33 protein-coding genes are annotated in these 24,028 nt (G+C 68.2%); 13 read left to right on the forward strand and 20 right to left on the reverse strand.

The genetic code is table 11. The annotated features are described in order from the left end of the window. Nucleotides 1-25: 25 nt before the first annotated feature. Nucleotides 26-391, forward strand: a complete 366-nt coding sequence (locus QRT08_RS07200; protein ID WP_286045255.1) for a rhodanese-like domain-containing protein — start codon at nucleotides 26-28, stop codon at nucleotides 389-391. Nucleotides 392-436: 45 nt separating this feature from the next. Here the strand turns inward: QRT08_RS07200 and yciH are convergent, their stop codons facing one another. Both yciH and QRT08_RS07210 read right to left on the reverse strand, forming a co-directional pair. Further along, nucleotides 437-730, reverse strand: a complete 294-nt coding sequence (gene yciH / locus QRT08_RS07205) for a stress response translation initiation inhibitor YciH (protein ID WP_286045256.1) — start codon at nucleotides 728-730, stop codon at nucleotides 437-439. Between the two features lie 67 nt (nucleotides 731-797). Further along, complete coding sequence (locus QRT08_RS07210; RefSeq protein WP_286045257.1) at nucleotides 798-1,007, reverse strand: DUF7573 domain-containing protein; 210 nt, start codon at nucleotides 1,005-1,007, stop codon at nucleotides 798-800. A 51-nt stretch (nucleotides 1,008-1,058) separates the two neighbouring features. On the opposite strand from QRT08_RS07210, the gene QRT08_RS07215 reads away from it, so the two are divergent. Further along, entirely contained in the window at nucleotides 1,059-1,268 is a 210-nt protein-coding gene (locus QRT08_RS07215) for a DUF8024 family protein (protein WP_286045258.1), read from the forward strand. On the opposite strand, the gene QRT08_RS07220 is transcribed toward QRT08_RS07215, so the two are convergent. The 3 genes from QRT08_RS07220 to QRT08_RS07230 all read right to left on the reverse strand — a co-directional run bounded on the left by QRT08_RS07220 (nucleotide 1,219) and on the right by QRT08_RS07230 (nucleotide 4,374). Continuing rightward, entirely contained in the window at nucleotides 1,219-2,226 is a 1,008-nt protein-coding gene (locus tag QRT08_RS07220; RefSeq protein WP_286045259.1) for a 5,10-methylenetetrahydromethanopterin reductase, read from the reverse strand. The genes QRT08_RS07215 and QRT08_RS07220 overlap by 50 nt on opposite strands. Before the next feature lie 51 nt (nucleotides 2,227-2,277). Continuing rightward, a complete protein-coding gene (locus QRT08_RS07225) occupies nucleotides 2,278-3,024 on the reverse strand; it encodes a coenzyme F420-0:L-glutamate ligase (protein ID WP_286045260.1) in 747 nt (248 codons plus the stop codon). Between the two features lie 81 nt (nucleotides 3,025-3,105). Then, a complete protein-coding gene (locus QRT08_RS07230; protein WP_286045261.1) occupies nucleotides 3,106-4,374 on the reverse strand; it encodes a polysaccharide deacetylase family protein in 1,269 nt (422 codons plus the stop codon). 109 nt (nucleotides 4,375-4,483) lie between these two features. Here QRT08_RS07230 and QRT08_RS07235 point away from each other — a divergent pair, with 109 nt between their 5' ends. Further along, the gene (locus QRT08_RS07235) at nucleotides 4,484-5,653 is read left to right on the forward strand and encodes an eIF2B alpha/beta/delta subunit family protein (RefSeq protein WP_286045262.1); all 1,170 of its coding nucleotides are present in this window, start codon (nucleotides 4,484-4,486) and stop codon (nucleotides 5,651-5,653) included. A gap of 133 nt (nucleotides 5,654-5,786) precedes the next feature. After that, nucleotides 5,787-6,713 carry a D-2-hydroxyacid dehydrogenase gene (gene ddh / locus QRT08_RS07240; protein ID WP_286045263.1) on the forward strand — a complete coding sequence of 309 codons (927 nt, stop codon included), beginning with the start codon at nucleotides 5,787-5,789 and terminating at the stop codon, nucleotides 6,711-6,713. Nucleotides 6,714-6,718: 5 nt separating this feature from the next. On the opposite strand, the gene QRT08_RS07245 is transcribed toward ddh, so the two are convergent. Together QRT08_RS07245 and engB are read right to left on the reverse strand one after the other, a co-directional pair. Then, a complete protein-coding gene (locus tag QRT08_RS07245) occupies nucleotides 6,719-7,024 on the reverse strand; it encodes a hypothetical protein (protein ID WP_286045264.1) in 306 nt (101 codons plus the stop codon). A gap of 52 nt (nucleotides 7,025-7,076) precedes the next feature. Continuing rightward, the gene (engB, locus tag QRT08_RS07250) at nucleotides 7,077-7,697 is read right to left on the reverse strand and encodes a GTP-binding protein EngB (protein WP_286045265.1); all 621 of its coding nucleotides are present in this window, start codon (nucleotides 7,695-7,697) and stop codon (nucleotides 7,077-7,079) included. 161 nt (nucleotides 7,698-7,858) lie between these two features. Here engB and QRT08_RS07255 point away from each other — a divergent pair, with 161 nt between their 5' ends. Then, nucleotides 7,859-9,178, forward strand: a complete 1,320-nt coding sequence (locus QRT08_RS07255; protein ID WP_286045266.1) for a TIGR00341 family protein — start codon at nucleotides 7,859-7,861, stop codon at nucleotides 9,176-9,178. Nucleotides 9,179-9,411: 233 nt separating this feature from the next. Beyond that, nucleotides 9,412-10,674: a DUF389 domain-containing protein gene (locus tag QRT08_RS07260; protein WP_286045267.1), complete on the forward strand. Its 1,263-nt coding sequence runs from the start codon at nucleotides 9,412-9,414 to the stop codon at nucleotides 10,672-10,674. Between the two features lie 2 nt (nucleotides 10,675-10,676). On the opposite strand, the gene QRT08_RS07265 is transcribed toward QRT08_RS07260, so the two are convergent. Further along, nucleotides 10,677-11,633 carry an NOG1 family protein gene (locus tag QRT08_RS07265; protein WP_286045268.1) on the reverse strand — a complete coding sequence of 319 codons (957 nt, stop codon included), beginning with the start codon at nucleotides 11,631-11,633 and terminating at the stop codon, nucleotides 10,677-10,679. 80 nt (nucleotides 11,634-11,713) lie between these two features. Here QRT08_RS07265 and QRT08_RS07270 point away from each other — a divergent pair, with 80 nt between their 5' ends. Further along, entirely contained in the window at nucleotides 11,714-12,115 is a 402-nt protein-coding gene (locus tag QRT08_RS07270; RefSeq protein WP_286045269.1) for a DUF5518 domain-containing protein, read from the forward strand. On the opposite strand, the gene hisE is transcribed toward QRT08_RS07270, so the two are convergent. From hisE to QRT08_RS07290, 4 genes are read right to left on the reverse strand one after another with little or no spacing between them, the layout of a single operon-like run. After that, a complete protein-coding gene (hisE, locus tag QRT08_RS07275) occupies nucleotides 12,112-12,408 on the reverse strand; it encodes a phosphoribosyl-ATP diphosphatase (RefSeq protein WP_286045270.1) in 297 nt (98 codons plus the stop codon). The two genes, QRT08_RS07270 and hisE, sit on opposite strands and share 4 nt — an antisense overlap. Then, on the reverse strand, nucleotides 12,405-12,869 hold the full coding sequence (locus QRT08_RS07280) for a bifunctional nuclease family protein (protein ID WP_286045271.1): 465 nt from the start codon (nucleotides 12,867-12,869) through the stop codon (nucleotides 12,405-12,407). The genes hisE and QRT08_RS07280 overlap by 4 nt, the downstream gene beginning before the upstream one ends. Nucleotides 12,870-12,899: 30 nt before the next feature. After that, nucleotides 12,900-13,493 (reverse strand): pyridoxal 5'-phosphate synthase glutaminase subunit PdxT, encoded by a 594-nt coding sequence (gene pdxT / locus QRT08_RS07285; RefSeq protein ID WP_286045272.1) that lies wholly within the window; start codon nucleotides 13,491-13,493, stop codon nucleotides 12,900-12,902. A 36-nt stretch (nucleotides 13,494-13,529) separates the two neighbouring features. Next, a complete protein-coding gene (locus QRT08_RS07290; protein ID WP_286045273.1) occupies nucleotides 13,530-13,691 on the reverse strand; it encodes a preprotein translocase subunit Sec61beta in 162 nt (53 codons plus the stop codon). 119 nt (nucleotides 13,692-13,810) lie between these two features. Here QRT08_RS07290 and QRT08_RS07295 point away from each other — a divergent pair, with 119 nt between their 5' ends. Next, a complete protein-coding gene (locus QRT08_RS07295; RefSeq protein WP_286045274.1) occupies nucleotides 13,811-14,080 on the forward strand; it encodes a thioredoxin family protein in 270 nt (89 codons plus the stop codon). Nucleotides 14,081-14,088: 8 nt separating this feature from the next. Here the strand turns inward: QRT08_RS07295 and npdG are convergent, their stop codons facing one another. The 3 genes from npdG to QRT08_RS07310 all read right to left on the reverse strand — a co-directional run bounded on the left by npdG (nucleotide 14,089) and on the right by QRT08_RS07310 (nucleotide 16,118). After that, nucleotides 14,089-14,754 carry an NADPH-dependent F420 reductase gene (npdG, locus tag QRT08_RS07300; RefSeq protein WP_286045275.1) on the reverse strand — a complete coding sequence of 222 codons (666 nt, stop codon included), beginning with the start codon at nucleotides 14,752-14,754 and terminating at the stop codon, nucleotides 14,089-14,091. Nucleotides 14,755-14,821: 67 nt separating this feature from the next. Then, a complete protein-coding gene (locus QRT08_RS07305) occupies nucleotides 14,822-15,697 on the reverse strand; it encodes a TIGR01548 family HAD-type hydrolase (RefSeq protein ID WP_286045276.1) in 876 nt (291 codons plus the stop codon). Between the two features lie 31 nt (nucleotides 15,698-15,728). Continuing rightward, nucleotides 15,729-16,118: a UPF0146 family protein gene (locus QRT08_RS07310; protein ID WP_286045277.1), complete on the reverse strand. Its 390-nt coding sequence runs from the start codon at nucleotides 16,116-16,118 to the stop codon at nucleotides 15,729-15,731. A 40-nt stretch (nucleotides 16,119-16,158) separates the two neighbouring features. Between QRT08_RS07310 and QRT08_RS07315 the strand changes: the two genes are divergently transcribed. Both QRT08_RS07315 and QRT08_RS07320 read left to right on the forward strand, forming a co-directional pair. Then, the gene (locus QRT08_RS07315) at nucleotides 16,159-16,680 is read left to right on the forward strand and encodes an archaemetzincin family Zn-dependent metalloprotease (protein ID WP_286045278.1); all 522 of its coding nucleotides are present in this window, start codon (nucleotides 16,159-16,161) and stop codon (nucleotides 16,678-16,680) included. Between the two features lie 118 nt (nucleotides 16,681-16,798). Next, a complete protein-coding gene (locus QRT08_RS07320) occupies nucleotides 16,799-17,689 on the forward strand; it encodes a DUF4382 domain-containing protein (RefSeq protein WP_286045279.1) in 891 nt (296 codons plus the stop codon). 5 nt (nucleotides 17,690-17,694) lie between these two features. Here QRT08_RS07320 and QRT08_RS07325 read toward each other — a convergent pair whose 3' ends face one another. The 3 genes from QRT08_RS07325 to QRT08_RS07335 form a co-directional block, all read right to left on the reverse strand. Further along, nucleotides 17,695-18,456 carry an SDR family NAD(P)-dependent oxidoreductase gene (locus tag QRT08_RS07325; protein WP_286045280.1) on the reverse strand — a complete coding sequence of 254 codons (762 nt, stop codon included), beginning with the start codon at nucleotides 18,454-18,456 and terminating at the stop codon, nucleotides 17,695-17,697. Between the two features lie 155 nt (nucleotides 18,457-18,611). Then, on the reverse strand, nucleotides 18,612-20,426 hold the full coding sequence (locus tag QRT08_RS07330) for a ribosome biogenesis/translation initiation ATPase RLI (protein WP_286045281.1): 1,815 nt from the start codon (nucleotides 20,424-20,426) through the stop codon (nucleotides 18,612-18,614). A gap of 2 nt (nucleotides 20,427-20,428) precedes the next feature. Beyond that, the gene (locus QRT08_RS07335; RefSeq protein ID WP_286045282.1) at nucleotides 20,429-20,728 is read right to left on the reverse strand and encodes an EMC6-like membrane protein; all 300 of its coding nucleotides are present in this window, start codon (nucleotides 20,726-20,728) and stop codon (nucleotides 20,429-20,431) included. Between the two features lie 107 nt (nucleotides 20,729-20,835). Here QRT08_RS07335 and QRT08_RS07340 point away from each other — a divergent pair, with 107 nt between their 5' ends. After that, on the forward strand, nucleotides 20,836-21,114 hold the full coding sequence (locus QRT08_RS07340) for a MarR family transcriptional regulator (RefSeq protein ID WP_286045283.1): 279 nt from the start codon (nucleotides 20,836-20,838) through the stop codon (nucleotides 21,112-21,114). A 50-nt stretch (nucleotides 21,115-21,164) separates the two neighbouring features. On the opposite strand, the gene QRT08_RS07345 is transcribed toward QRT08_RS07340, so the two are convergent. Further along, nucleotides 21,165-23,006 carry a PINc/VapC family ATPase gene (locus tag QRT08_RS07345; RefSeq protein WP_286045284.1) on the reverse strand — a complete coding sequence of 614 codons (1,842 nt, stop codon included), beginning with the start codon at nucleotides 23,004-23,006 and terminating at the stop codon, nucleotides 21,165-21,167. Nucleotides 23,007-23,041: 35 nt separating this feature from the next. Next, nucleotides 23,042-23,368, reverse strand: a complete 327-nt coding sequence (locus QRT08_RS07350) for a hypothetical protein (RefSeq protein WP_286045285.1) — start codon at nucleotides 23,366-23,368, stop codon at nucleotides 23,042-23,044. Between the two features lie 96 nt (nucleotides 23,369-23,464). On the opposite strand from QRT08_RS07350, the gene QRT08_RS07355 reads away from it, so the two are divergent. Both QRT08_RS07355 and QRT08_RS07360 read left to right on the forward strand, forming a co-directional pair. Next, the gene (locus QRT08_RS07355) at nucleotides 23,465-23,719 is read left to right on the forward strand and encodes a glutathione S-transferase N-terminal domain-containing protein (RefSeq protein ID WP_286045286.1); all 255 of its coding nucleotides are present in this window, start codon (nucleotides 23,465-23,467) and stop codon (nucleotides 23,717-23,719) included. Continuing rightward, nucleotides 23,716-23,994, forward strand: coding sequence for a DUF7553 family protein (locus tag QRT08_RS07360; protein ID WP_286045287.1), 279 nt, complete (start codon nucleotides 23,716-23,718; stop codon nucleotides 23,992-23,994). Before QRT08_RS07355 ends, QRT08_RS07360 begins: the two co-directional genes overlap by 4 nt. Nucleotides 23,995-24,028 lie beyond the last annotated feature (34 nt).

A 24,028-nucleotide genomic window follows, 5' to 3' on the forward strand; every position in this document is an offset into this window, starting at 1 on the left:
TCCACGGCGGGTCGCTAGCGGGGGTATGAGCGACGGAGACGAGGAGATCACGCCCGGGGAACTCAACGAACTGCTCGAGGCCGGCGAGGACGTGCGGATCGTCGACATCCGCTCGCGCGCCGAGTTCGACCGCGGTTCGATCCCCGGCAGCGAGAACGTCCCGTTCGGGAACCTCCCTCGGGAGATCGAGGGGCTGGCGGGTGCGGACCGGATCGTCACGGTCTGTCCACACGGCAAGGCCAGCCTGCAGGCGGTTCGGATCATCGACTCCTACGAGGGGACCACCGGACGGGTCCAGAGCCTCGAAGGCGGTATCGAGGCGTGGAGGCGTGACTACGCGCTGGAGTCGGCCGAAGGATCGGAGACGGACGTGCCGGACGCGCCGTTCTGAGCGGCTATCCGGCCGGCGGAAACTACACGAGCGAGGCGGTCGGGATCAGGCGACCGAGTATCCCTTGTCGCGGAGGAAATCCTCGACGCGACCGCTGTGGTTGCCCTGAAGCTCGATCGAACCGTCCTCGACGGTCCCCCCGCAGGCGAACTTCGATTTGAGGTCCGACGACAGGCTGTCGAGGTCGACGTCGCGCGGATCGAGCCCTTCGATGATCGTTACCTCCTTTCCGTAGCGGCGCTCGTCGATGCGGATGTTGACCTGCTGGGACTCCTTGGCGACGTCCTCGCAGACGCAGAGTTCCTGGGGCAGTCCGCACGTCGAGCAGACTTCCGACATTACAGTCGGACGTACGAAATCGACCTATTAAACACTGTCGGGGCGGCAGGGATGGCGCCGAACCGACTCACTCGACCGGGTCTCGACGCGCACTCGAGCAGTGCGAGGAGGCCCCCGTGGACGGTCCGGACCACTCCTTACACGACGGACAGAGGAGTCGGTCCTCGCGCCACCAGCGGGTCGTCGGGTCGCCACAGCGTTCGCAGTCGATCGGGTCGGGCGACCAGCCGTAGACCGTCCGGAGCGAGCCGGGGTCGTCCCCACGGGAATCGGCCATGGGCGTGCGGTCGAACAGCACACACAAGTACCCCTCGGCCGAACGCCTCGCATGGTCAACCCGATCGCCGAAGTGGTCGAACTGATCGGCCTCACGACGGACGTCGCGCTCAACGACCCGATCGCCGCGGTGCTCATGCTGATCAGCAACCTCATCCTCGCCTTCTCGATGATCGTCTTCTTCGGGCTCGCCGCGGGGGGGATCCTCGACGCTATCGTTCCCGACGACCTCGGTCGATCGCCCCCGCCGCGAGAGCGATAGCCTCCTCGATATCCGGGCCCAGCGGCGAGCCGGCGACGAACCCGTCGGCGTAGGCGGTGATCTCTCGCACCCGCCGCTCGACCGTCTCCGGCGTGCCCGCGATACAGAGGGCGTCGATCATGTCCGCGGAAACGAGCGAGAACGCCTCCGAGAACTCCCCCCTCTCGATGTGCTGGCCGATCTCGCTCGCCAGTTCGCCGTCGAGTCCGTGACGGTCCAGAACCGGCGGAGCCGCCCCGGCGGCGATGAAGGCGACGGGCGGCCGGGCGGCCTCGCGCGCCTCGGCGCCGTCCTCGGCGACGCTGAGGCTCGCGAACGCCGCGAAGTCGAACGTTCCCCGCGAGTCGGACCGTTCGGCCAACCCCTCATCGACCCGGTCGGCCGCCCACTCGAAATCGGCGGGGTGGGCGGCGTTGAGCAACACGCCGTCGGCGTGTTTCGCGCTCATGCGGATCATGTGGGGGCCCTGTGCGCCGACGTAGACGGGGATCTCGCCCGCCGGGTAGTTCAGGCCCGCGTCGATCGCCGTGAACGTCCCCTCGTGCGTCGCACGCTCGCCGGCCCACATCCGCCGGGCGAGCCTGAACGACTCGAGCACGCGCCGGAGCGGCCGGTCGCGCTCGTAGCCCAGGTTCGAGAGCGTCGAGGCGTCGCCCGCGCCGATCCCGAAGACCGCCCGGCCGTCGCTGGCCTCGTCGAGCGTCGCCACCCGCGAGGCGAGCGTCGCGGGGTGGGTCTCGTAGGGGTTCGCGACGCCCGGCCCCAGTTCGATCGTCTCGGTCCGGCGGGCGATCTCGCCGAGGGCCGCGAAGGGGTCGCGGTTGTTGTAGTGACAGCTCGCGAAGACGGTCTCGAAGCCGGCCTCCTCGGCGAGCGCGCCGAACTCGCCGACGCGCGCGACGGGGTGTTCGGGCGTGATCTCGATCCCCATCGTTCCCTCCGCTCGCCGCTCGCTCATGCGATTACCTCTGGGGTGGTGCTCTGGTTTAGTCTCGTTCGTTCGTTGCACTCACTCACGAGACCACCCCCGGAGCGCCTGGCGGACGTAGTCGTCCTCCACGGCGCGGAAGTGCTCGTTGCTGCCGCCCATCCGACCGAACTCGAACCCCTCTACGACCACGGCCGGAACCCCGCCGTCGCCCTCCCCGGCGACGAGGTTCGCCGCGGCCGCCAGTTCGTCGATCACGTTTTCCACCGTCACGCCGAGCTCTCGGCCGTCGCGGTCGCGCTCACCGCGCCAGTCCCGGCTGGCGGGCATGCCCGCCCAGCCGATGGCGACCCCGCGCTGGCCGTGGCGAAACGGCCGCCCGCAGGTGTCGGTGACGATCACCGGCACGGAGAGCGCCTCGGAGAGGCGGGCAGCGCTCTCGGAGGGGTGTTTCGGCAGCAAGAGGAGATCGTCGCCGCCGGTGTTCGAGCGGTCGATTCCGGCGTTGACACAGACGTGGCCGAAGCGGGTCTCGGTGAGCAGGAAGGGCGCCTCGATGAGGAGTTCGGTGCTCTCCTCCAGTACGGCCTGTGCGAAGCGGGGGTCCTTCTCCTCGCCGGTGAGTTCCTCCAGTCCGGCGGCGATCTCGCGGGCGCGCGGGCCGGCCGGGAACTCCCCGAGGTCGGCGGTCCGTCCCTCCGCCTTCGAGACGACGGTGCTCGCGAGACAGAGGACGCCGGAATCGAGGTCGATCCGCTCGGCGACGAGCGAGGCGAGGTCGTCGCCGGGGCGGATCTCGGGGAGTCCCGAGACGGGTTGGAGTCGCATATCCGGAGTCGGCGCGGGTCGGTGAAAAGGCCGCCGACACCGGCGAGGATGGGGGAGGGCCGAAGCGGGTGCGAGGGGCGTTCAGCCGTCGATCAGGTCCGAGACGGTGACGACCTCGAGGTCGCGCGCCTCGATCTCGTCGAGCAGGCGCTCGAAGTCTTCCTCGCTGACGTCGTCGAGGTCGCCGTCGCCGACGCCGTGGACCATCGTGACGACGACCTGGTTGTAGTCGGCGGCGAGGTCGAGCATCCCGGTCAGATCCGAGGCGTCGTGGCCGTTGACCCGCGAGAGGAGGTGGCCGTCCGTCGGCGGGGCGACGTTGGGGTGGCCGCCGAAGATGAAGGAGGTCTCGAAGACCTCGCGGACCGCCTCCATGGACTCGGGGTCCATGCGGTTGTACGGTGCGAAGTAGTGGCGCGCGCCCTCCTCGTGGATCCGGTTGGCGATCGTGTCGTACGCGCGCTGGAGGTAGTCGACGCGCTCCTGGTGGGACTCCATCTCTGGCAGCGCGGTGTGGGGGTGCGCCGAGACGTCCCAGCCGGCGTCGCGCAGTTCACGGCACTGTTCGAGCGACAGGCGATCCGGGCGGTTGATCGAGTCGGGGATGATCGCCGCGACGCCCGGCCAGCCGCGCTCCTCGAGCATCGGGAGCGCGGTGGTGTGCTGGCTTGCGACGCCGTCGTCGAACGTGAGCACGACGTAGCCCTGATCCGCGCTCTCGGTCGCGCGCAGGTCGTCGAGGGCGAAGCGGATCGTCTCATCGCTGTTGCCGTCGGGTTCGACGTAGATCAGCAGGTCGTAGACGTTCCCGAGGTTCGGCTCGCCGCGCCGTCCCGTCCAGCCGACCTCCATCCGGAGCCAGCCGTCGTACTCGCTGGGGATCCGGCGGGCGCTCGTGAGCCGGTCGCTCTGGCCGGGTGCGCGCGCCTCGACGACCACGCGCGCGGGCAGCGGCGACTCGACCTTGATCGCGAACGAGAGCTGCTTGCCCGCGACGTCGAGACCGCCCGAGAAGGAGCGGTACGCGCCGGCCTGGTCCGCGTCGGACTCGACCAGCAGCGCCCCCTCGCCGACGAGCGCATCGTCGCTCGCCCCGACGGTCGTGTGGTCGAACATCGGCTGCCACTCGATCTCCTCGAAGTCGTCGATCACCTCGCCGTCGGCGATCGCGGGGGCGGTGACGTCCTGTGGCGTCGTGTCGGTCCCGTCGTCCCCGTTCGGATCGGTCGTGTTCCCGGTGTCGTCGTTGTCGTCGTCTCCGGTCCCGTCGAGCGAACCGATACAGCCCGCGAGGGCGGCAGTGCCTACTCCGACGGCGGTGAGAAACGTTCGGCGGTGTTGCTTGGTCATGTTCCCGGCCGATCTTACGAATCATATACATATAAATAATTAGGTCTTAAACAACCGATTTAGGATATGAACGGCGGGGACTGAAGGCCGTTCGAACCCGAGTCGAACCATGGTTGACGTCGTGGTCTGTTTCCTCCGGGCGGACGGGCGGATCCTGCTGTATCGCCGGGAAAACGAGAGGAGGTGGCGGGTCCCGTCCGCGGAGGCGGGCGGGGAGGCCGACGGGGTGGCCCGCCGACTCTGCCGGGAGTGGGCGGCGGAGACGACGCACGTTCGGGCCGGCGACCCCGTCGAGGTCGACGGATCGCGGCTCCTGCCGTACCTCTTCGAGTGCGAACCGGGAGAGATGGAAGCGGGGATCGAGACGGCGTGGGTCCACGCCACCGAGATCCGCCGTCGGGAGACGGTCGAGGGGTCGTGGCGAGCCTACAGATCGGTCTCTCCCACCGTCGGGAGCGTCCGCGACGACCGCACGCACGGCTCCGCGTACGTCTCCGTCCGCGCGCTGGAGGTGTTGCGCGACCGCGCGGGCGAGGGGGCCGACTGGACGGCGCTCGCCGAGCGTGCGACCGCCCTCCTCGAAGCGCGTCCGAGCATGGCCGCCCTCGGAAACCGGATCGACCGGGCGATGTGGGCGGCGAGCGAGGACGAGAGCCCCGCGGCGCTCGAACGGGCGGCGTGGGAGGAAATCGACCGGGCGCTCGCCGCCGACGGGGAGGCCGCCGAGAACGCCGCGGAACGTCTCGAGGGGACGGTATTGACTCTCTCGCGGTCGGGCACGGTCGCCGAGGCGCTCTCGGCCGGCGAGCCGGAACGGGTGGTCGTCCTCGAATCCCGACCGGACCGGGAGGGTGTCGGCGTCGCCGAGCGCCTCGCCGAGTCACTCGACGTGACGCTGACCCTCGACGCCGCGGTCGCGCACCTCATGGAGGAGGTCGACGTGCTGCTCGTGCTCGCGGACGGGGGCGTCGTCAACAAGGTCGGCACCCGGACGGCGGCGGTCGTCGCCGCCCGGGAGGGCGTACCGGCCTACGCCGTCGCGGCCGCCGACAAGATCAGCCCCTCGACGGAGCCGACGCTGGAGAGCGTCGAGCGCGGAGCGATCACGGAAAGCGAGGCCGTCACCGTCGAGTGCCCGCTGTTCGACCGCACGCCACCGGAACTGGTGTCGGGCGTGATCACCGAGGACGGCGTCCTCGACGCGGCGGGGATCCGCGAGCGAGCACGGGAGCACGAGCGCCGGGCGCGGTGGAAAGAGCCAAACCCTTCCGAGGGGTAAGTACCGTCGACGGCAGTGACGAGGGTTACCCCCACCGAGCCCCGTGTGACGAGGTGTTCTCCCGAGCCGTCATTCGCCGCGGCGCCGACGGCGTTCTCGTAAGATTCAATCCACCGGTGGGTGAAGCCGTACCATGCACTTAGAGCGACTCGGAATCCACGACTCCGTGAGCGCCGTCTTCCCGCCCGAGCGTATACGCGAGGCCCTCTCGGATCTGGAACCGGAGGTCGTCGTCGTGAGCGACTCGGCGGCGATCGCCGCCTGTGATGCCGTCGTCACGTTCGCCCACGAGGAGGCGTTCCTCGAACTGGAGTGGATCCACTCGATCCAGGCGGGCTACGACCGCTTCCCCCTCGACGAGCTGGGGGACCGGGGGATCGTCCTCACCAACAGCACGGGGATCCACGGCGAGAGCGTCGGCGAGACGGTCGTGGGGTATATGCTCGGCGTCTCGCGGCGCCTCCACCAGTACGCCCGCCAGCAGGAACGCCGCGAGTGGCGAAAGCCCGCGTGGGACGTGCCGTTCACCCTCGCGGGCGAGTCGCTCTGCGTGGTCGGCCTCGGGACGCTCGGGCGGGGGATCGCCCGCCGGGCGAACGCGCTCGGGATGACGGTTACGGGGGTACGGCGGAGCGGCGAGCCCGTCGAGGGCGTCGAGCGGGTCTACGCGAGCGACGACCTCCACGAGGCGATCGCGGGGGCGCGCTTCGTCGCGCTCGCGGTCCCGCTGAACGAGCAGACGCGGGGGCTGATCGGCGAGGCCGAACTGGCGACGATGGACGAGGAGAGTCATCTGATCAACGTTTCCCGTGGGGGCGTCGTCGATCAGGACGCGCTCGTCGCCGCCCTCGAGGAGGGGGAGATCCGGGGCGCGGCGCTCGACGTCTTCGCCGAGGAACCCCTCCCCGAGGAGTCGCCGCTGTGGGAGTTCGACGAGGTGATCGTCACGCCACACGTCGCGGCGTTCACGCGCGAGTACTACGAGGGCGTCGCCTCGCTCGTCCGCGCGAACGTCGAACGGATCGCCGCGGGCGAACCCTTCGAGAACCGGGTCGTCTGACCGGATCAGCGGGCGTCGAGCCCCCACTCGTCGTCGGCGATCCGCGCGCTCGCGAGCGTCTCCCCGTCGCCGAGCACCCGGACGGTAAAGCCGCCGTCGTCGCGTTCGACCTGCAGGTCGAGGGTCAGCACGTCGGCGTCGAACGTCGTCTCGGTCGGCCCCGGGTCCCCGTCGCCGGCGGTCACGCCGTAGTCCTCGTAGCCGACCCACGTCGAGGCCTCGATCGCCCCGTCCTCGTCGTAGACGTCGACGTCGAGTCCGTCGCCGGTCTCGCTCTCTTCGACGTGGAGGATGTAGGTCTGCATGACCATGGGGGCCGTGGTGGCGGCGCCCGGAAGGGGGTTGAGCTTGCAGCCGCAAGCCCTATCGGACGAACTGCAGGAGGTCGTCGCGGTGCTGGTCCCTGAGACGATCCGCGAGCGCCTCCCGCAGGGGCTCTATCTGCCCGCGTTTCGCCGAGATCGGAGCGATCGTGTCGCGCCACTGCTGCCACGGCCCCGGGAGGCCGAGGCGATCACAGAGGGCGTCGAGCCGGTCGTCGCGGTCTTCTACTTTGTCCATCTTGTTGACCGCGACCACCGTGGGGATCCCGACCTCCTGCAGAAAGTGGAACATCTCGACGTCGTGGGGGACCTCGCCGCGTTCCGTGTGGCGGTCGATGATGTCGACGACGGCCTTTCCGTCGACGACGAGCACGCCGACGACGATCTCCTCGCCGTGTTCCTCGATGTACCGGACGATGTCGTCCTTGATCGCCTCCCGAGCGTCCTCGTCGACGCCCTCCATGAACCCGAACCCCGGCAGGTCGGTGAAGGTGAAGTCCTCGCTCGCCCAGTCGTAGTGGTTGGGCGAGCGCGTCACGCCGGGTTTCTTCCCCGTAGTAACGGTGTGGCCGGTGAACTCGCGCATCAGCGTCGACTTGCCGACGTTCGACCGGCCGACGAAGGCGATCTCGCTGTCGCGGTCGGGTCGCCCCTCGAACATGGTTCGTGTAGCCGATCGGGAGGTATATACTGTCGGACGTGAGCCGCGAAAGCGGTTCGTCCGAGCGGTGCAGCGAACTGCCCACGACCGCTACGTCCGACAGTAGATATTGTCGGCTCCCCTTCCGAGGGTTATTTGCACACACCGGGTGAACCGCCGGTGTGCGTCTGGTACAGGTCACGATCCCGGCCGGCAAGCGGGAGACGGTGTTGGGGACGCTCGACGAGGAGGGGATCGACTACGTCGTCACCGACGAGACGAGCGGGCGCGAGTACACCGGCGTGGTCTACTTCCCGCTGCCGGACAACGCCGTCGAGCCGATCCTCGACGAACTCCAGGAACTCGGCCTCGAGGAGCAGTCCTACACGGTCGTCGTCGACGCCCAGACGGTCGTCTCGCGGCAGTTCGACGATCTGAAGGAGCGGTACTCGACCGACGACACCGACGAGGAGCGCATCTCCCGACAGGAGCTTCACACCGAGGCCGACGAGATGACGCCGACGTTCCCGGTCTACGTGACGATGACGCTCATCAGCGCGATCGTCGCGACCGCCGGCCTGTTGCTCGACTCGCCGGCCGTGGTGGTCGGCTCGATGGTGATCGCGCCGCTGATCGGCCCCGCGCTCGCCGCGAGCGTCGGTACCGTCACCGACGACGACGAGATGTTCTGGAACGGGATCAAGTACCAGGCGTTCGGGCTCGGTCTCGCGATCGTTGGGGCTGCGGCCTTCGCGTGGCTGCTCAAGACGGCCAACGTCGTCCCGCCGGGGATCGACCTCTCCTCGATCGGCGAGATCAGCGAGCGGTTCACCCCCGACCTGCTCCTGTTGGCGGTCGCGCTCGGGGCCGGCGTCGCGGGCGTGCTCGCGCTCTCGACGGGCATCTCGGTCGCGCTCGTCGGCGTGATGATCGCCGCCGCACTCATCCCGCCCGCCGCCGCCGCGGGCATCGCCATCGCGTGGGGACTCCCCCTCCCCGCCGTCGGCGCGACGGTGCTCGTCCTCGTCAACGCCGTCTCGGTCAACCTCGCGGGCGTCCTGACGCTGTGGTACACCGGGTATCGGCCCCGCAACTGGTTCGAGACCGACGACGCCCACCGCAAGATGGTTCGCAACGTCGCCACCTTCCTCGTGATCGTCGTCCTGCTCTCGGTCTTCCTCGGGAGCGTCACCCTCTCGACGTACCAGACGGCGACGTTCCAACAGGAGATCAACCACGACATCGAGGAGACGATCGGTCAGTACGAACGGTTCACGCTGCTCGAAGTCGAGTCCGCGACCGGCGAGGACGTCGTGTACGAACAGGGGAACATCGTCGGTATCAACCAGCGGATCACGCACGTGACGGTCACCGTGGGCTACGAGGACGACCCCGACCGAGGGGCGCTCGCCGACACCCTCTACGAACGGATCAACGAGGACGTCGACCAGGAGGTGACCGTCGAGGTCCGGTTCATCGAGGTCGAACGGCGGAACGGCTAGGCGGGTCGACGGGCGAGGGGCTGCCGGCCGTCCGCCCGTTCGGGTTTCACGTCCTCTACCGACCCCGCCTCGACGGGGCCGACCTGCTGTTGAGTCGCGTAGACGGCGCTCCGAGAACCCGTCTGGACGTTCGATCCGGAGGGTATCCACGCCGTATTCGAGTACCGGGACCGGCGAACGGGGCCGCGTTCGCGGCGGCTGCCGGGGATAGCCTTTTTCGCCCGTCCCGAGTAGTGACCGTCGTGCGACTGGTTCGGATTCTCGTCGACGAGCGGGATCGAGAAACGATCGTCGGCGTGCTCGACGAGAAGGACGTCGACTACGTCGTCAGCGGCGAGAGTACGAGCGGCGACGCCGTCCTGCTCGAGTTCCCCCTGCCGAACGACGCCGTCGGCGACGTCCTCGGGGACCTCGACGAGGCGGGGTACGAAGAAACCTACACACTGATTAGCCAGGTCGAGAGCGCCCATACGCCCAACAGCGAGACGCTGATGGACCGCTACGCCGACGACTTCGACCCGCTCACCCCCAGAGAGCTGCGCTCGAAGGCCCGCGACATGAGCAACGACACCCGCTCGTTTCTCGCGTTGATGCTGCTGGCGGCCTGGATCGCCACCGCCGGCCTGTTGAGCGACTCGCCGGCGATCGTCGTCGGCTCGATGGTGATCGCGCCGATCGTGGGTCCCGCGCTCACCGCGGGCGTCGGCGCCGTCACCGGCGACCGCGAGATGCTCGTCGACAGCATCCGGCTGCAGGTGCTCGGACTCGTGGCCGCGGTCGTCGGCGCGGCCGCACTAGCGGCGGTCGTGCGCTGGGGGCTGTTCGCCCAGCCGGACCTCGATCTGGGGTCGATCGAGCTCATCGGGGTGCGGGTGGCCCCGACCCTGCTGGCGCTGATCGTCGGCACCGCCGCGGGCGCGGCGGCCGCGTTCGGCCTGACGACGAAGGGACCGATGTCGCTGATCGGCGTGATGATCGCCGCCGCGCTGATTCCGACCGCCGCGGCGACCGGGATCGCCGTCGCGTGGCGCGACCCGCTGATCGCGGCCGGCACGCTCCTGTTGCTCGTCGTGACCCTCGTGGCGATCAACCTCGCGGGCGCGGCCGTCCTGCTCGCGCTCGGCTACCGGCCCGACCGCTCGCTGCGGGGCTCCTGGACGTCGGCGACGACGCTCGTCGCGGTCGCGTTGCTGGTCGTCGCCGTCGGTGCCGTCGGCGTGGCGGCCGCAGACCAGATCGGCCACGAGCGAGCGGTGAACGGGGCGGTACACGACGAACTCGCCGAACACGAGAACGTGACGGCCGTCGCCGTCCGGGTCGAGTACGGCGACCTCTCGCCGATGACGGGCCCCGAGACGGTGACGGTGGTCGCGAGCTACACCGGCGATGGCGACCCGCCGAGCGGCCTCGCCACGGACATCGACGAGCGGATCGAGGATCGGACCGACCGCGAGGTGGCAGTACGGGTGCGCTTCCAGGACTACCAGACGAGTTGACCCTAGGACTCGAAGGGGAGTTCGGGCTCGTAGCCGATCGCCTCGATCGCCCCGTCGAGGAGTTCCTCGACGCCCTCTCCCTCCGTGACGCTCACGTAGTAGTCCGCGTCGATCTCGCGCGAGCGGTCGGCCTTGCTACAGACGGTGAAGACGGGGGCGTCGAACTGGCCCTCGATGGCGTCCCGGAGCGCCAACTGGTCCTCGACGGGGTAGCCACACGCCGCGCTGGCGTCGACGAAGACGAGCACGCAGTCGGCCAGGTGGGTCAGCGCCGAGACGGCCTGCGACTCGATCTCGTTTCGCTCCTCCGGGGGCCGGTCGAGCAGGCCGGGGGTGTCGACGAGCTGATACCGAATGTGGTCGCGCGTGAGGTGGCCGACGCCGATCCCCCTGGTGGTGAAGGGGTAGGTGGCGGTCTCGTGGCGCGCGTTGGTGACGCTATTGACGAACGTCGACTTGCCCACGTTGGGGTAGCCCGCGACGACGATCGCCGGCTCCTCGGGGTCGATGTCGGGGAGGGTCTTGAGCCGGTCGCGAGCCTCGCCGACCCTCAAGAGGTCCTCCTCGACCTCCTCGACGACGCTCGCCAGTCGGGCGAACGCCTGCTTGCGGTGTTTGCGCGCGAGGTCCGCGTCGGTCCTGAGCTTTCCCTGGTACTCCCGGCCGATCTCCTCGGTCTTGCGGCTCGCCCACCCCACCTCCGAGAGGCTCTGTCTGAGTTCGTTCACGTCCACCAGCGCGTCGGCCAGTTCGTAGTAGAAGGGGTCGACCGCGTCGAAGTCGGGCCAGGAGGTGACGACGTTCTCCAGGTTATCGGAGAGCACGTTCGAGGCCGTCTGGAGCATCGACTGCTGGGCCTCCGCGCCGCTCTTCGCCCGCCCCGCACGCGCCGCCCGCGAGAACGCCTTGTCGATGAGTTCCTCCGACCGCGGGGTCGTCGGAAGGTCCTCGAAAATCATGCCCCCGCTACGGCGGCGCGATATAAAAGGCCGTGCTTCCGGGCGTCGCGTTTTTATCGTTCCCGATCCAACAGAAGGACATGACGGACTGGCGCGCGGTGGGCTACGGGTTCGTGGTAACGCTACTGGTGGGGGCGATCGGCCTCGCGATCCCGGGGCTGGGACAGCTCACCGCGGGACTCGTCGGCGGGTTCGTCGCGGGCTACGTCGCCGGGGGCGGTCTCGCCCGTGGGTTCTGGCACGGCCTGCTCGCGGGGAGCATCGGCGGAATCGCCGTCGGGTTGCTGCTGTGGGGTGCGATCGCGCTCGTCGGCCTCGCGGGCGGGCCGGTCGGCGCCGCCGCGGGCGCGCTCGCCGGTCTCGGCGTCTTCGCGATCGCCCTCGTGATCGCGCTGGTGATGGCCGCAGAGAGCGCCGTCGCCGGCGCGGTCGGCGCGCTGTTGAACGACGAACCGCGGTCGGCGGAGCGGGCGAACTACTAGCGACGGTCGGCCAGTTCCTCGCGGAGGTCCCCGAGGTCCATCCCCTTCATCGAGAGCAGGACCAGCAGGTGATAGACCAGGTCGGCCGACTCGGCGGCGAGTTCGTCGTTCGCGTCGTCCTTCGCGGCGAGGATCACCTCGGTGGTCTCCTCGCCGAGCTTCTCCAGCACGCGGTTCTCGCCCTTCTCGTGGGTGAACAGCGAGGCGGTGTACGAGTCCTCCGGTAAGGTCTCCTTTCGGTCCTCGATGACGGCGAACAGTTCGTCGATGACGTCGGCCTCGGCGCGGCTCACAGCCCCTCCCCCACGAGTTCGCCCATCTCCCGGATGTCGGTCAGGTCGTCGAACTGTTCGTGGTCCTGGCGGCCCTGCTCGAAGACCTCCTCGGCGATCTCGACCGGGGCGTTCGTCCGGGCGGCGAGCGCGAGCGAGTCGCTCGGGCGGGCGTCGACGACCACCGACGTCCGGGGGCCGGCGATGTGCAGATCGGCGATGTAGGTCCCCTCGTCGCTGATCTCGCTGATCTCGACGCGTTCGATACGCCCGCCGAGTTCCTCCATCACGTCGAGCAGGAGGTCGTGGGTCAGCGGGCGGCCGATGTCGTAGGCGTCCATGCCGTGGGCGATGCTGTTCGCCTCCTCGAAGCCGATGAATATCGGGACGACGTCCGCCTCGCCGTCGGGGGCGAGGACGACGACGGGGACCGGCCCGTCGGGCGTGCCAGCGACACGCACCGCATCGATACTGGCGTCCATACCCCTTCGACGGGGCCGACGCCTAAAGGCCTACTGTGTAACGGGTGGCACGTCGAAGAGGGCGAGCCGGTGCAGTCGTGCGTCGTCGGTGAGTTCGGGGTGAAAGGCCGTGCCCACGATCGGCCCCTGCCGGACGGCGACGGGCCGTCCATCGACGCGCGCGAGCACCTCGCACGCTCCGGCGTCCGTTATCGCGGGCGCGCGGATGAAGGCCGCCGGAAACGGTTCGTCGAGGCCCGCGACGTCGAGACGGGCCTCGAAGCTGTCGCGCTGGCGGCCGAAGGCGTTTCGCTCGACCTCGACGTCGAGCAGGCCGAGACAGTCGACGCGCTCGTCGGCCGTCCGTCCGAGGACGATCAGCCCCGCGCACGTCGCGAGGACGGGCTTGCCGCGCTCGACGTGCGAGCGGATCTCGGGGGCGATCCCCTCGGCGTGAACGAGGCGTGAGATGGTCGTCGACTCCCCGCCGGGGACGAGGAGGAGGTCGCAGTCGGGGACGACGCCGCCGGAGCGGACCTCGCGGACCTCGACGCGCTCGTCGTAGGTCTCGCCGGCACGGGAGACGGCGCTCGCGTGTTCGGAGACGTTGCCCTGGACGGCGACGACGCCGGCGACGAGGCTCATAGCGGGAAGAGGAGCGAGGCGGTCAAAAACCCGGCGTCACATCACGGCGTTCAGGATCTGGATGAAGACCCCGAAGAGCACGCAGACGGCCATCACCGTCTTGGGATCGAGCGTGACCGCGTTGCGGTCCTCGGCCTCGAAGTACCGGACGAGCCCGGCGCTCGACATCAGCCCGCCGCTGTTCTGTCCGCTGCTCATAGTTGCGTTCGGGTCGCTTCGGAACATAACTGTTTCGAACGCGCCGTCGGACGTCGGGCGCACGGGCCGCACGGCTGGGAAACGCTTATCCACCTCGCGTGGGTAGCCTGTGGTGAACGATGGCTGTAACCCTGAAAGACTTCTATGCCGACTGGTGTGGCCCCTGCAAGACACAGGACCCGATCCTCGAGGAGCTAGAGGACGACTGGGACGGACGCTTCCACGTCGAGAAGGTCAACGTCGACGAGGACCAGGAGACCGCGAACGAGTACCAGGTCCGCTCGCTTCCCACCCTGATCATCGAGAACGACGACGGCGTCGTCGAGCGGTTCGTCGGCGTCACCCAGCGCGACGACATCGAGACCGCTCTCGAAGAGGCCGGCGCGTAGGAACCCCCTTATTCGAACCGGACGCCGACGTCGTGGAGGTCGTTGTGTTTCGCGAGGTTGATCAGCAGCGGCGTCAGCGACTCGACCTCCGCGGCGTTCCCGAGGGGACCGGCGTAGAGCGGTCGAAGCCCCTCGATCCCCTCGGCGAGCAGGCGGACGATGTCGACGGCGTCCTCGTCGTCCCCCACCAGCAGCGTGTCCTCCGCCAACTCGACGTCGAGGGCGGCGAGTTTGTCCGCCGAGAGGCTGTGAAACGCGCCGACGACGCTGACGTCGTCGGGGGCAGTCCCCGCGACCATCGCCGTCACGCTGCCCGCCGAGGGACGGTTGTAGTGGAGGCCCGCGTCGTCGCGCTGCATTCCGACGGCGGGGCTGACGAGGATCGTCTCGGCGTCGAGTCTATCGGAAATCGACTCGACCGTATCCCGGACGTAGTAGGGCGGGACCGCGAGGACGACCACGTCGGCGCGGTCGGCCGCCATCGCGTTCTCGAAGCCCTTGATCGTCGTCTCGACCCCTCGACTACCGAGTTCGGTCACGTACTCCTCGGCTTTCACCCGCGCCTTCTCGGGGTCGCGCGAGCCGATCAGGAGTTCGTGGTCGGTGTCGTAGGCGAAGCGCAGCGCCAGTCCCTCGCCGATGTCGCCGGTGCCGCCACAGAGCGCGATTCGCATACAGGGTGTGACGAGGGACGCGTCCTAAAGATTCCGAGAGGTGATCGAGGGATTCGTGAAGCACGGCCTACTCCAGTAGGTCCGGCAGGTCGTTCACGGAGTCGAGGACCGCCGTCGCGCCCTCCTCCTCGTACTTCCGTCTCCCCTCCTCGCCGGCCAGTCCACCCGTGAGGACGCCGACCGCGTGGTACTCGCGGTCGGGGTCGGCCGCGGCGGCGTTTCGCGCCGTGCGCACGTCGTCGAGCGTGTCTCCGACGAACGCGGTCGAGTCGCTCTCGAAGCGCTCGGCGAGCGTCACGAGCGCCCGCGGGTGGGGCTTTCCCTCCTCCCAGTCGTCCATCGTGAAGCGATGCTCCTCGGGTATGTCGAGGCCGACCCGGGAGAGGGCGATCTCGGCCTCGGCGGCGGGCCGGCCGGTCAGGACCCCCACCGCGTAGTGCTCCACGAGCCGTTCGCGGACCTCGGGGTCGAGCAGGACGGGTTCGTCGTGGATGAACCCGGCGTGGTCGTCCGGAACCCCCGAGGGGGCCTCGCCTTCGAGGTCGCGGTAGAGGTCGCGTCCGAGGTAGAGCCACTGGAACACCTCGCGCAGGCGCTCGCGGTTCCAGCGTTCGCGGACCCGGCGGGCCGCCTCCGCCGACAGCGCCGCCTCGACGACCGCCTCCGCCGCGGCGAGGCCGCCGCCGCGATCCGCGATCCGGCCGGTGAACCCCTCGACCGACTCGGGATAGCCCTCCTGACGGGCGAGGACGTAGAGCGCCGCCGCATACGTGAGCTCCCAGTCGTTGTTGAACCCGCCCGCGTCCTTGAACGCCTGAATCCGCTCCTTGGGGATGGTGTCGTCGTAGACCCGCTCGATCGACTCGACGATCGCCCGGCGGTAGGAGTCGGCGACGTCGACGAGCACCCCGTCGACGTCGAGGACGACGCAGTCTGCGCGCATACCCGCGTCTGTGGCGGGGACGGGTATGGGCCTATCGCTCCGCGACGAACAGCGTCTCCGCCGGGAGGGTGCGCCGCGAGACGGGGATCGCGGGGCCGTCGCCGCCGAGCGTGGTGAACAGGAAGTCGGCGTCGACGCGGCGGGCCAGATCACGGATGGGACGATGGAGTTCCGGCGGGCAGTTGAGCGCGTAGATCGCCCCCGCGTTGGCGTAGACCGAGGGGTCGGGATCGGTCACGTCGTCGAGGACGAAGGCGACGCCGTCGGGCACCTCCCGGGGATGGACGTCGGTCGCGGTGATCCGACGCCCACGGGCGGCGAGCGCGCCGGCGACGCCGGTTCGCCGGCCGATCCCGACCTCGACGAGGGAGTCGTATTCGGCCAGTTCCGCGGCGAGTGCCTCCCGAGGACCCGGTTCCATGGCCGTGATACTTATCATTCGGTACGCCATATCCCTTGCCATGCATGTCGACATCGTGCCGATCGGGGGGCTTTCTGCGGCGGTCAAACGGGAGGCCTCGTCGGGGCTGCGAGCGGTGTACGACTGTGACGTGACCGTTCACGACGAGCAGTCGATCCCCTCCGGCGCGTACGACGCGAAGCGCAACCAGCACCGCGCCGAGGAGTTCATCGAACTCGCCTCCCGGGTCGGCGAGGGCGAGAAGAACATCGCCATCACCGCGAAGGACCTCTTCTACCGCCGACGTAACTACGTCTTCGGGCTCGCGTATCTCGACGGCAACGGCAGCGTGATCTCGACCTACCGCCTGCAGACCTCAAGCGACGGCGGATTCTCCGAGAAGAGCGCGAGCGAGATCTTCGGCGATAGAGTGCGCAAGGAGGTCGTCCACGAGATCGGCCACACCCTCGGACTCGAACACTGCGACAACAACCGCTGTGTGATGAACTTCTCGCCGACAGTGAGGGAAGTCGACATCAAGGAGCAGAACCTCTGTGGGACCTGCCAGCGATCGGTCCTCTGAGGCGGGGACCCGTATCGGATCCCGCGTTTCTGTCACCTCGCTCGACGCCTGAAGACGGATCGACACCGTCACGCCGCCCACGTAACATATTTATTCTTATATTTTCTATTTGTATAGTATGGATCGGAGACGATACATCGAAGCGGCGGGTGCCGCGGTACTCGGCAGCGTGCTGGCCGGCTGTGCCGCCAGTAGCCCCGGTGAACCGAGCGGCGAGAACGACACGAACGCCGGCGAAGCCGGGGGAACGGACCCCAACGAAGCGGAGACCGGGACGCTCGCGACGAGCGTCACTGATCAGCCGGCCGATATCGACGACTTCGAGTCCTGTGTCGTCACCATCGACGGGATCTGGGTGAAGCCGTCGGACGCGGACGACGAAGGCGACGAGGTCGAGACGCCCGGCAACGAGACCGACGAGGACGAGCCCGAAGACCCGGAGGGCGACGCCCAGGCGAACGAATCGAGCGAGTCGGAGGAGGGCGACGAGGAAGGCGAGGGCGAGGACGAAGGAGACGAGGACGGAGCCGACGAGAGCGAGGGGCGACGGTACATCGAGTTCGACGAACCGCAGGAGGCGGATCTGGTCCGGCTCCAGGGGGCGAACACCCAGCTGATCGACGAGACGGAGCTGGCCGCCGGCGAGTACCGGTTCCTCCAGCTCGACGTGAGCGGGGTCGAGGGCACGCTCGCCGACGGCGGCGAGGCGGAGGTCGAGACGCCCGGTAACGCCCCCTTGCAGTTCAAACGACGTTTCGAGATCCGCGCGGACGAGGTGACCCGGTTCGTCGCGGACTTCGCCCCCGTCCGGCGCGGGCGCGCCAACCGCTACCTGATCAAGCCGGTCGCCACCGGAACGCGGGTGCTCTACGGCGACGAGGAGTACGATCCGGAAGCGGGAGACGACAGCGAACCGGGCGGATCCGACGACGCATCCGAAGCCGACGACGGGGACGGGGGCACGGACGGCGACGAAAGAGCCCCCGACGACGCCGGATCCGGGAACTGACGGTCTCAGCGCGCCGTCCACCCGCCGTCGACGCCCAGACACGCGCCGGTGACGTAGCTCGCGGCGTCGCTCGCCAGAAAGACGACGGGCGCGGCGATCTCCTCGGGGTCGGCGAAGCGCTCTAGAGGAGTGCGCGAGAGCAACGACTCCTTGAGCCCCTCGTTCTCCATCGCCTCCTTCGTCAGTTCGGTCGCAACGTAGCCCGGTGCGACGGCGTTTACTCGTACCTCCGGCGCCCAGTCGATCGCCATGCTCTTCGTGATCCCCACCAGCCCGTGTTTCGAGGCGACGTAGGGGTGCTGGCGCGGCAATCCCACGAGGCCGCCGACGCTGGCGACGTTGACGACCGATTCTACCGAGCCCTCACCGGCGATTCTCGCACACAGGAACGCACCCCTGAGGTTCACGTCGAGCGTCCGGTCGTAGCCCTCCATTGCGACGGCTTCGGGGGTCCCGAGCGCGTCCCCGGGGTTGATCCCCGCGTTGTTCACGAGGACATCGGGCGAACCCATCTCCTCGCCGACCCGCTCGAACAGCGTCTCCACGTCGGCTTCGTCGGTGACGTCGGTGGGTTGGAAAAGCGAGTCGCCGCCGCGGTCTTCGATCTCGCCGACGACGGTTTCGAGCGACTCCTCCGACCGAGCCGCGGGAACCACGTCCGCGCCCGCCTCGGCCAGCGAAAGCGCGATCGCGCGACCGATTCCCCGGCTCGCCCCGGTGACGACGGCGGTTCGTCCCGAGCAATCGAACGCGTCGAGAACTGCCATACCGGGCGTGCAGCGGGCGTGGGCTTAAGCGCTCGGGTGCGCTCATAGGGTCGTTCGTCACGGTGTTCAGCCAGCCTCAGCAGCGACGGATTTCGCGGGGCGAAACGGACGACGGAGCATCTCTGCCGGGGGGGGGGGAAGTACGAACGACCCTCTCAGGGCGCGTAGTAGTACTCGCCCTGTTTCTTCTGCTGGCGGTCGAGCTGGCTGTCGGGCTTGTTGATCCGGGGGCGACTCGTGCGCTCGTCCCGGCGGAAGGTCACGTCGAGGTTCGCGAGGAACTCGTTCATCCCCTCGCGCATCCCCTGTGGCTGGCTCGCGTGGCCGTGGTGGGCGGGTTCGCCCTCGAAGACCAGCAGGCGATCCGCGAGGAGATCCATCATGTAGATGTCGTGGTCGATCACCATGACGGTCGCGTCCTGCGTCTCGGCGTAGCGGCGGATCGCGCGCGTCGCGAGCACCCGCTGTTCGACGTCGAGGTGGGCGGAGGGTTCGTCGAGCAGGAACAGGTCGGCCTCCTTCGAGAGACACGCCGCGATGGCGACACGCTGGCGCTCGCCCCCCGAGAGGTCGTCGAGGTTCTGCTCCATGATCCGGCTCAGCTGGAGGGGTTTCGCGATCTCGGTGTTCCAGTGCGAGGAGCCGAACTCATCAGTAATGGAAGAGAGGAAGACGTCGACGCGCATGGGCTGGTCGATCTCGATGTACTGGGGCTTGTAGGCGACCCGGAGGTCGGTGGCGAACTCGCCCTCGTCGGGTTCGAGTTGGCCGGCGACGAGTTTCGCGAAGGTCGACTTCCCGATCCCGTTGGGGCCGACGATCCCCAGAACTTCCTCCTCGCGGATCGTGCCGCTTTCGACCGCCAGCGAGAACGCATCGTCGCCGTAGGACTTGCTCATCGCGGGGTACTCGATCAGGGGATCGGCGTGGCTCACGGTCCGCGGGGCGTGCTGTTCGAACCCGATGGCCTCCGGACGGATCCGCATGTTCTCGTTGTCGAGGTAGCCCGCGAGATACTCGTTGATTCCATTGCGAACGGACTTCGGCGAGGTGATGACACCGTAGGCGCCGGGCTCACCGTAGGCGACGTGGAGGTTGTCACACAGCAGGTCCAGAATCGCGAGGTCGTGTTCGACCACGAGCATCGAGCGGTCGCCCTCCTCGGCGAGTTCCCGAATGATGCGGGCGACGGTGACCCGCTGGCCGATGTCGAGGTAGGGGGTGATCTCGTCGAGGAAGTAGAAGTCGGCGTCGCGGGCCAGACACGCGGCGATCGCCACCCGTTGAAGCTCCCCGCCGGAGAGTTCGTCGATCCCCTGATCCATGACGGGGGAAATCGAGAGGCGCTCGACCAGGTCGCCGAGCGCGCCGCGCTCGTCGGTGTGTTCGAGCAGTTCGCGGGTGTTGCCGTCGAAGCGCTTGGGGATCTGGTCGACGTACTGGGGTTTGCGGGCGACGCTGACCTCGTCGTCGCGCACCTCGCGGATGTAGTCCTGGAGTTCGGTCCCGCGGTAGGCGTCGAGGACGGCGTCCCAGCCCGGCGGCTCCTCGTGTCGGCCGAGGTTCGGGACGAGTTCGCCCGAAAGGATGTTCACTGCCGTGGACTTCCCGATCCCGTTCGGTCCCAGAATACCGGTGACCTGCCCCTCGATCGGGATCGGCAGGCCGTAGAGCGAGAAGGCGTTCTCGCCGTACCGGTGGACGGGGTCGTCCTGTAGCTCCTGGGGGAGGTTGATGATCTCGATGGCGTCGAACGGGCACTTCTCGACGCAGATCCCGCAGGTCTCGCCCAGGCAGATCTCCTCGGAGATGCGGATCTGGTCGGGGCTGCCCTCCTCGGTGTCCTCGCCGCGCTGGGTGATGCACTCCTTGCCCGTTCGATTCGGCGGGCAGTAGTTCGCACACTCGTAACTACAGCGGTCGGGCTGGCACCGATCGAGGTCGACCACGGCGATGCTGTCGTCGGCCATCGTTAGAACGTGACCTCGGTGGTGAGCAGGATGCCCCAGGTGACGAACCAGAGACAGAAGCTCATGAAGCCGATGAAGAGTTTGTCCTTCGCCGAGAACTCCTCGACGATCCCCGTCCCCTTGAGAAGGGGGAACTGAACCAGAACGAGCGCCCCGAGCACCACGAGCGCGATGGGGTCGGCGGCGTCGCTCGCGAGCGCGGCGGAGGCGACCCCCGCGCCGATGCCCGCGAGCGAGCAGACCGCGGTGACCGTCACCGCCCGGATGTGGGCCGAGCGCCGCTCGACCGCTTCGGTTGCCATACGCGGGAGTCGGCCGCCGGGGCCCAAAAGCCGTTCGCTTATCCCCGCGAGACGGCGTGAGACGCATACTCAACCTTTATACCCGTGGCGCGTTTCGATTCGTAGTGATGACTGACTCAGAGACGGAAACCGTCGAGGACCTGCCTCCGAGCGCGAAACTCGTCTTCAAGGTCCTCGAGTACAACGGCTCGCTCACCCAGAAGCAGATCGTCAACGAGTCGATGCTCTCGGCGCGGACGGTTCGCTACGCCCTCGAACGCCTCGAAAACATCGACCTCGTCGACGAGGACATCTACTTCGCCGACGCCCGACAGAACCTCTACACGCTCGACAGCGAGGCGGTCGTCGCCGACGGCGGCCCCGACGAAGCCTGCTGTGCGGAATAACCGCACGATCGCCCCGATCTCGATTCCGTTTCGTTTCTCGTACTGACCGATCAGGCTCCGACCACGGTGATCTGCCGGTTCCGGTCGATCGCCCGTTCCAACTCTTCGGCGATCGCACTCCCCCGCGAGACCTGGATGTCGCCGCCCCGGCCGACGGTCGCCGTGAAGAGGTACTCGCCGCCCGCCCGCACCTCGACGGTCTGGCCCGTCCCCGCGCCGTCGACGGTGATCCGGACGTGCCGGGAGGTGATCTCGGGGGTGACGACCTGGCCGCGCTCGGTTCCCGTCGCTCCCGCCGACCCACCGGGGTTCGGGTTCTCGTCGTGGGTGCGCACGTCGATGTCGATCCCCAGCCGGTTCTCGACGTCGGTGATCCGGCCGCCGCCCTTGCCGATCACGCTCGAGATGTCGCCCTCCTCGACGTAGACGACCGCACGGTTCGACCCCTGGAGTTCGACGTCGACGTAGCCACGGGCGATCGAGCGGATCTCGCGTTCGATCTCCTGGCGGGCGATCCGGTCGACGCCGCCCTCCTTCTCTTCTGCCTCGTCGAGCGGGACGGTGACGACCTGCCGGTTGAAGGTGTAGATCTCGTAGGCCGGCTCGCCCGTCTCGAAGTCCCGGATGACGATGACGGGCCGCGCGAGGTCCTCCTCGGTGAGGCCCGCGGGGACTTTCACCTCCGTGGTCACGTCGTAGACGGTGTGGACCTGCCCGGCCTCGATATACACGACGGTATCGACGACCTGTGGGATCATGCCCAACTCGACCCTGCCCACTAATCGCTGGAGGGCGTCGATCGCGCGGGTCGCGTGGACGACGCCGATCATGCCGACGCCCGCGAGACGCATATCGGCGAACACCTCGAAGTCGTTCGTCTTGCGGACCTCGTCGTAGATGGTGTAGTCGGGTCGAACCATCAACAGGGAATCGGCGGTCTTCTCCATCGAGCCCCCCAGTTCGGTGTACTGGGTGATCTCGGGGCCGACCTGCAGGTCGCGGGGTTTCTCCATCGTCTTGACCGAGTAGCCCGAGTCGTTGAGGAACTCGGCGACCGCCTGTGCGAACGTGGATTTGCCCGCCCCCGGAGAGCCCGAGATCAGGATGCCGCGCTGGCGTTCGAGCATCCGCTCGCGGAGTTCGTCGGCCGACTCGTAGTCGTCGAGGTCTGTCTTGACCAACGGTCTGACGGCGGTGATCTCGATCCCGTCCGAAAAGGGCGGGCGGGCGATGGCGATCCGGTAGTCGCGAAACTGGACGATCCTCATGCCCGGCTCCGAGAGCTCGATGAAGCCATCCGAGGACTGTTTCGCGCCGTTTACGATCTCGCGGGCGATCTCCTCGATCTCCTCCTCGGTCTGGACCTCCTCGCGAACCCGTTCGAAGCGCATCTCGCCGACGTCGCCGCGTTTGGCCATCGGCGGGACGCCGGCCTTGAGGTGGACGCTCATGGTCTGGTCGTCGAAGTACTCCTCGACGTCGAGGGTGCCGACCTCCTCGACCTCGGGGGAGATGTACTCGACGTCGAGCCCCTTGGCCTCGGCGACCTCGCTCTGGACGATGTCGCTCGTGACGAACGTGGCCTCGTGGTCGGCCGCGAGATCCCGAATGAGGGCGTCGATCTCGCCCTCGGCCGCTTGGCCCTTCTCGATCGCGTCGGGCCGCCGCCCGACGTACTCCAGTTCGATCTCGCCGGCGTCGGCGAGTTCCGCGAGGGTTTTGAGCTCCTCGAGCCCGTTCCACCCGCTGTCGATGCCCTCGTTGGCCTGGTGTTCGAGTTCGCCGACGACGGCTTCTGGAACGAGAACCGTCGCGCCGGCGAACTCGCCGTCACGGACCCGCGTAGAGATGCGGCCGTCGATGACGACGCTCGTGTCCGGAAGAACCTTCATACGCCGACTACGGCCGGATCGTTGATAAGGGTATTTCATCGAGAGGGCGATCGATGGCGAGGGCGCGAACCGGGCTGCCGGCCGTCGGGCCGGCGAAGGGTGTACGAGACCTCCGCGCTCTCGGCGGTGATCGTCCCCTCCAGGTGGTCGAACGCGAGGATTTCGACCCGGCCGTCGAACTCGTGGAACGGCATGCTGCCCTCGAGGCGGCCGTTCGAATGGATCTCGATCGTGGCCTCGTCGATCGTACAGCTCGCCACGTCGCTCTCGACGTGGGTCATCCCGTCGACGCAGAAGCGATCGAGTTCGGAGACGACCGCGTCCCAGTCGTCGATCTCGACGGTACGGCTGTGCTCGTCCATACCGCCCGTAGGTCGTCCACATCGATAGCGTTTGGTAACGGGGACACGCAGGAGACGGCACCACGCTCACGGGCGTCGCGGACCTCTCGAACGACGATGCTCGAACTCTACCAGGCGGAGGACTGCCCGAACTCGCAGGACGTCCGCGAGAAACTGACCGATCTCGGCCTCTCCTACGTCGCGCACAACCCGCGACTGGCGGAGGGCGAGGTGAAAAACGAGACCACGAAGGGGGCGATGGAGGCGATCGGCGGCGAGGACCAGATTCCCTTCCTCGTCGACACCGACCGAGGGGAGACGGTCTACGAGAGCGACGCGATCGTCGAGCACCTCGAGGACCACTACGCATGAGCGATCCCGACCTCGATCGGGTGCGGACGGAGCTTCAGCACGCCCGCGAGGAGGACACCGGCGAGTTGAACGAGCCGCTGAACAACCTCACGCAGGCGCTGGAGCGACTCGACGAGGAGGGAAACGAGCCCAAACCCGAGAGGTTGGACTCGATCCACGACGAACTCGTACGGCTCCAGGAAGACACGGGAGGCGAGATCCGCGAGCACCTCCGACGGGCGCGCGATCAGGTCCGGGCGTACCGCGAGAACGCGGACGAACTGACCGAGGAGTGACCCGGACGGTCATCGCTAGTTGTACGCGATCGTC

The sequence above is a fragment of the Halalkalicoccus sp. NIPERK01 genome, from assembly GCF_030287405.1.
Taxonomy (GTDB): domain Archaea; phylum Halobacteriota; class Halobacteria; order Halobacteriales; family Halalkalicoccaceae; genus Halalkalicoccus.

What these genes read in the sequence shown, in the direction of transcription:
- QRT08_RS07265 (WP_286045268.1), bottom strand. Translation starts at nt 11,633, where the DNA reads ATGATTTTCGAGGACCTTCCGACGACCCCGCGGTCGGAGGAACTCATC.
- QRT08_RS07210 (WP_286045257.1), bottom strand. Translation starts at nt 1,007, where the DNA reads ATGGCCGATTCCCGTGGGGACGACCCCGGCTCGCTCCGGACGGTCTAC.
- QRT08_RS07270 (WP_286045269.1), top strand. Translation starts at nt 11,714, where the DNA reads ATGACGGACTGGCGCGCGGTGGGCTACGGGTTCGTGGTAACGCTACTG.
- npdG (WP_286045275.1), bottom strand. Translation starts at nt 14,754, where the DNA reads ATGCGAATCGCGCTCTGTGGCGGCACCGGCGACATCGGCGAGGGACTG.
- QRT08_RS07360 (WP_286045287.1), top strand. Translation starts at nt 23,716, where the DNA reads ATGAGCGATCCCGACCTCGATCGGGTGCGGACGGAGCTTCAGCACGCC.
- ddh (WP_286045263.1), top strand. Translation starts at nt 5,787, where the DNA reads ATGCACTTAGAGCGACTCGGAATCCACGACTCCGTGAGCGCCGTCTTC.
- QRT08_RS07330 (WP_286045281.1), bottom strand. Translation starts at nt 20,426, where the DNA reads ATGGCCGACGACAGCATCGCCGTGGTCGACCTCGATCGGTGCCAGCCC.
- pdxT (WP_286045272.1), bottom strand. Translation starts at nt 13,493, where the DNA reads ATGAGCCTCGTCGCCGGCGTCGTCGCCGTCCAGGGCAACGTCTCCGAA.
- yciH (WP_286045256.1), bottom strand. Translation starts at nt 730, where the DNA reads ATGTCGGAAGTCTGCTCGACGTGCGGACTGCCCCAGGAACTCTGCGTC.
- QRT08_RS07335 (WP_286045282.1), bottom strand. Translation starts at nt 20,728, where the DNA reads ATGGCAACCGAAGCGGTCGAGCGGCGCTCGGCCCACATCCGGGCGGTG.
- QRT08_RS07290 (WP_286045273.1), bottom strand. Translation starts at nt 13,691, where the DNA reads ATGAGCAGCGGACAGAACAGCGGCGGGCTGATGTCGAGCGCCGGGCTC.
- QRT08_RS07305 (WP_286045276.1), bottom strand. Translation starts at nt 15,697, where the DNA reads ATGCGCGCAGACTGCGTCGTCCTCGACGTCGACGGGGTGCTCGTCGAC.
- QRT08_RS07310 (WP_286045277.1), bottom strand. Translation starts at nt 16,118, where the DNA reads ATGGAACCGGGTCCTCGGGAGGCACTCGCCGCGGAACTGGCCGAATAC.
- QRT08_RS07225 (WP_286045260.1), bottom strand. Translation starts at nt 3,024, where the DNA reads ATGCGACTCCAACCCGTCTCGGGACTCCCCGAGATCCGCCCCGGCGAC.
- QRT08_RS07350 (WP_286045285.1), bottom strand. Translation starts at nt 23,368, where the DNA reads ATGGACGAGCACAGCCGTACCGTCGAGATCGACGACTGGGACGCGGTC.
- QRT08_RS07340 (WP_286045283.1), top strand. Translation starts at nt 20,836, where the DNA reads ATGACTGACTCAGAGACGGAAACCGTCGAGGACCTGCCTCCGAGCGCG.
- QRT08_RS07220 (WP_286045259.1), bottom strand. Translation starts at nt 2,226, where the DNA reads ATGAGCGAGCGGCGAGCGGAGGGAACGATGGGGATCGAGATCACGCCC.
- QRT08_RS07315 (WP_286045278.1), top strand. Translation starts at nt 16,159, where the DNA reads ATGCATGTCGACATCGTGCCGATCGGGGGGCTTTCTGCGGCGGTCAAA.
- QRT08_RS07280 (WP_286045271.1), bottom strand. Translation starts at nt 12,869, where the DNA reads ATGGACGCCAGTATCGATGCGGTGCGTGTCGCTGGCACGCCCGACGGG.
- QRT08_RS07200 (WP_286045255.1), top strand. Translation starts at nt 26, where the DNA reads ATGAGCGACGGAGACGAGGAGATCACGCCCGGGGAACTCAACGAACTG.
- QRT08_RS07235 (WP_286045262.1), top strand. Translation starts at nt 4,484, where the DNA reads ATGGTTGACGTCGTGGTCTGTTTCCTCCGGGCGGACGGGCGGATCCTG.
- QRT08_RS07320 (WP_286045279.1), top strand. Translation starts at nt 16,799, where the DNA reads ATGGATCGGAGACGATACATCGAAGCGGCGGGTGCCGCGGTACTCGGC.
- QRT08_RS07345 (WP_286045284.1), bottom strand. Translation starts at nt 23,006, where the DNA reads ATGAAGGTTCTTCCGGACACGAGCGTCGTCATCGACGGCCGCATCTCT.
- QRT08_RS07230 (WP_286045261.1), bottom strand. Translation starts at nt 4,374, where the DNA reads ATGACCAAGCAACACCGCCGAACGTTTCTCACCGCCGTCGGAGTAGGC.
- QRT08_RS07355 (WP_286045286.1), top strand. Translation starts at nt 23,465, where the DNA reads ATGCTCGAACTCTACCAGGCGGAGGACTGCCCGAACTCGCAGGACGTC.
- QRT08_RS07215 (WP_286045258.1), top strand. Translation starts at nt 1,059, where the DNA reads ATGGTCAACCCGATCGCCGAAGTGGTCGAACTGATCGGCCTCACGACG.
- QRT08_RS07245 (WP_286045264.1), bottom strand. Translation starts at nt 7,024, where the DNA reads ATGGTCATGCAGACCTACATCCTCCACGTCGAAGAGAGCGAGACCGGC.
- QRT08_RS07295 (WP_286045274.1), top strand. Translation starts at nt 13,811, where the DNA reads ATGGCTGTAACCCTGAAAGACTTCTATGCCGACTGGTGTGGCCCCTGC.
- engB (WP_286045265.1), bottom strand. Translation starts at nt 7,697, where the DNA reads ATGTTCGAGGGGCGACCCGACCGCGACAGCGAGATCGCCTTCGTCGGC.
- QRT08_RS07325 (WP_286045280.1), bottom strand. Translation starts at nt 18,456, where the DNA reads ATGGCAGTTCTCGACGCGTTCGATTGCTCGGGACGAACCGCCGTCGTC.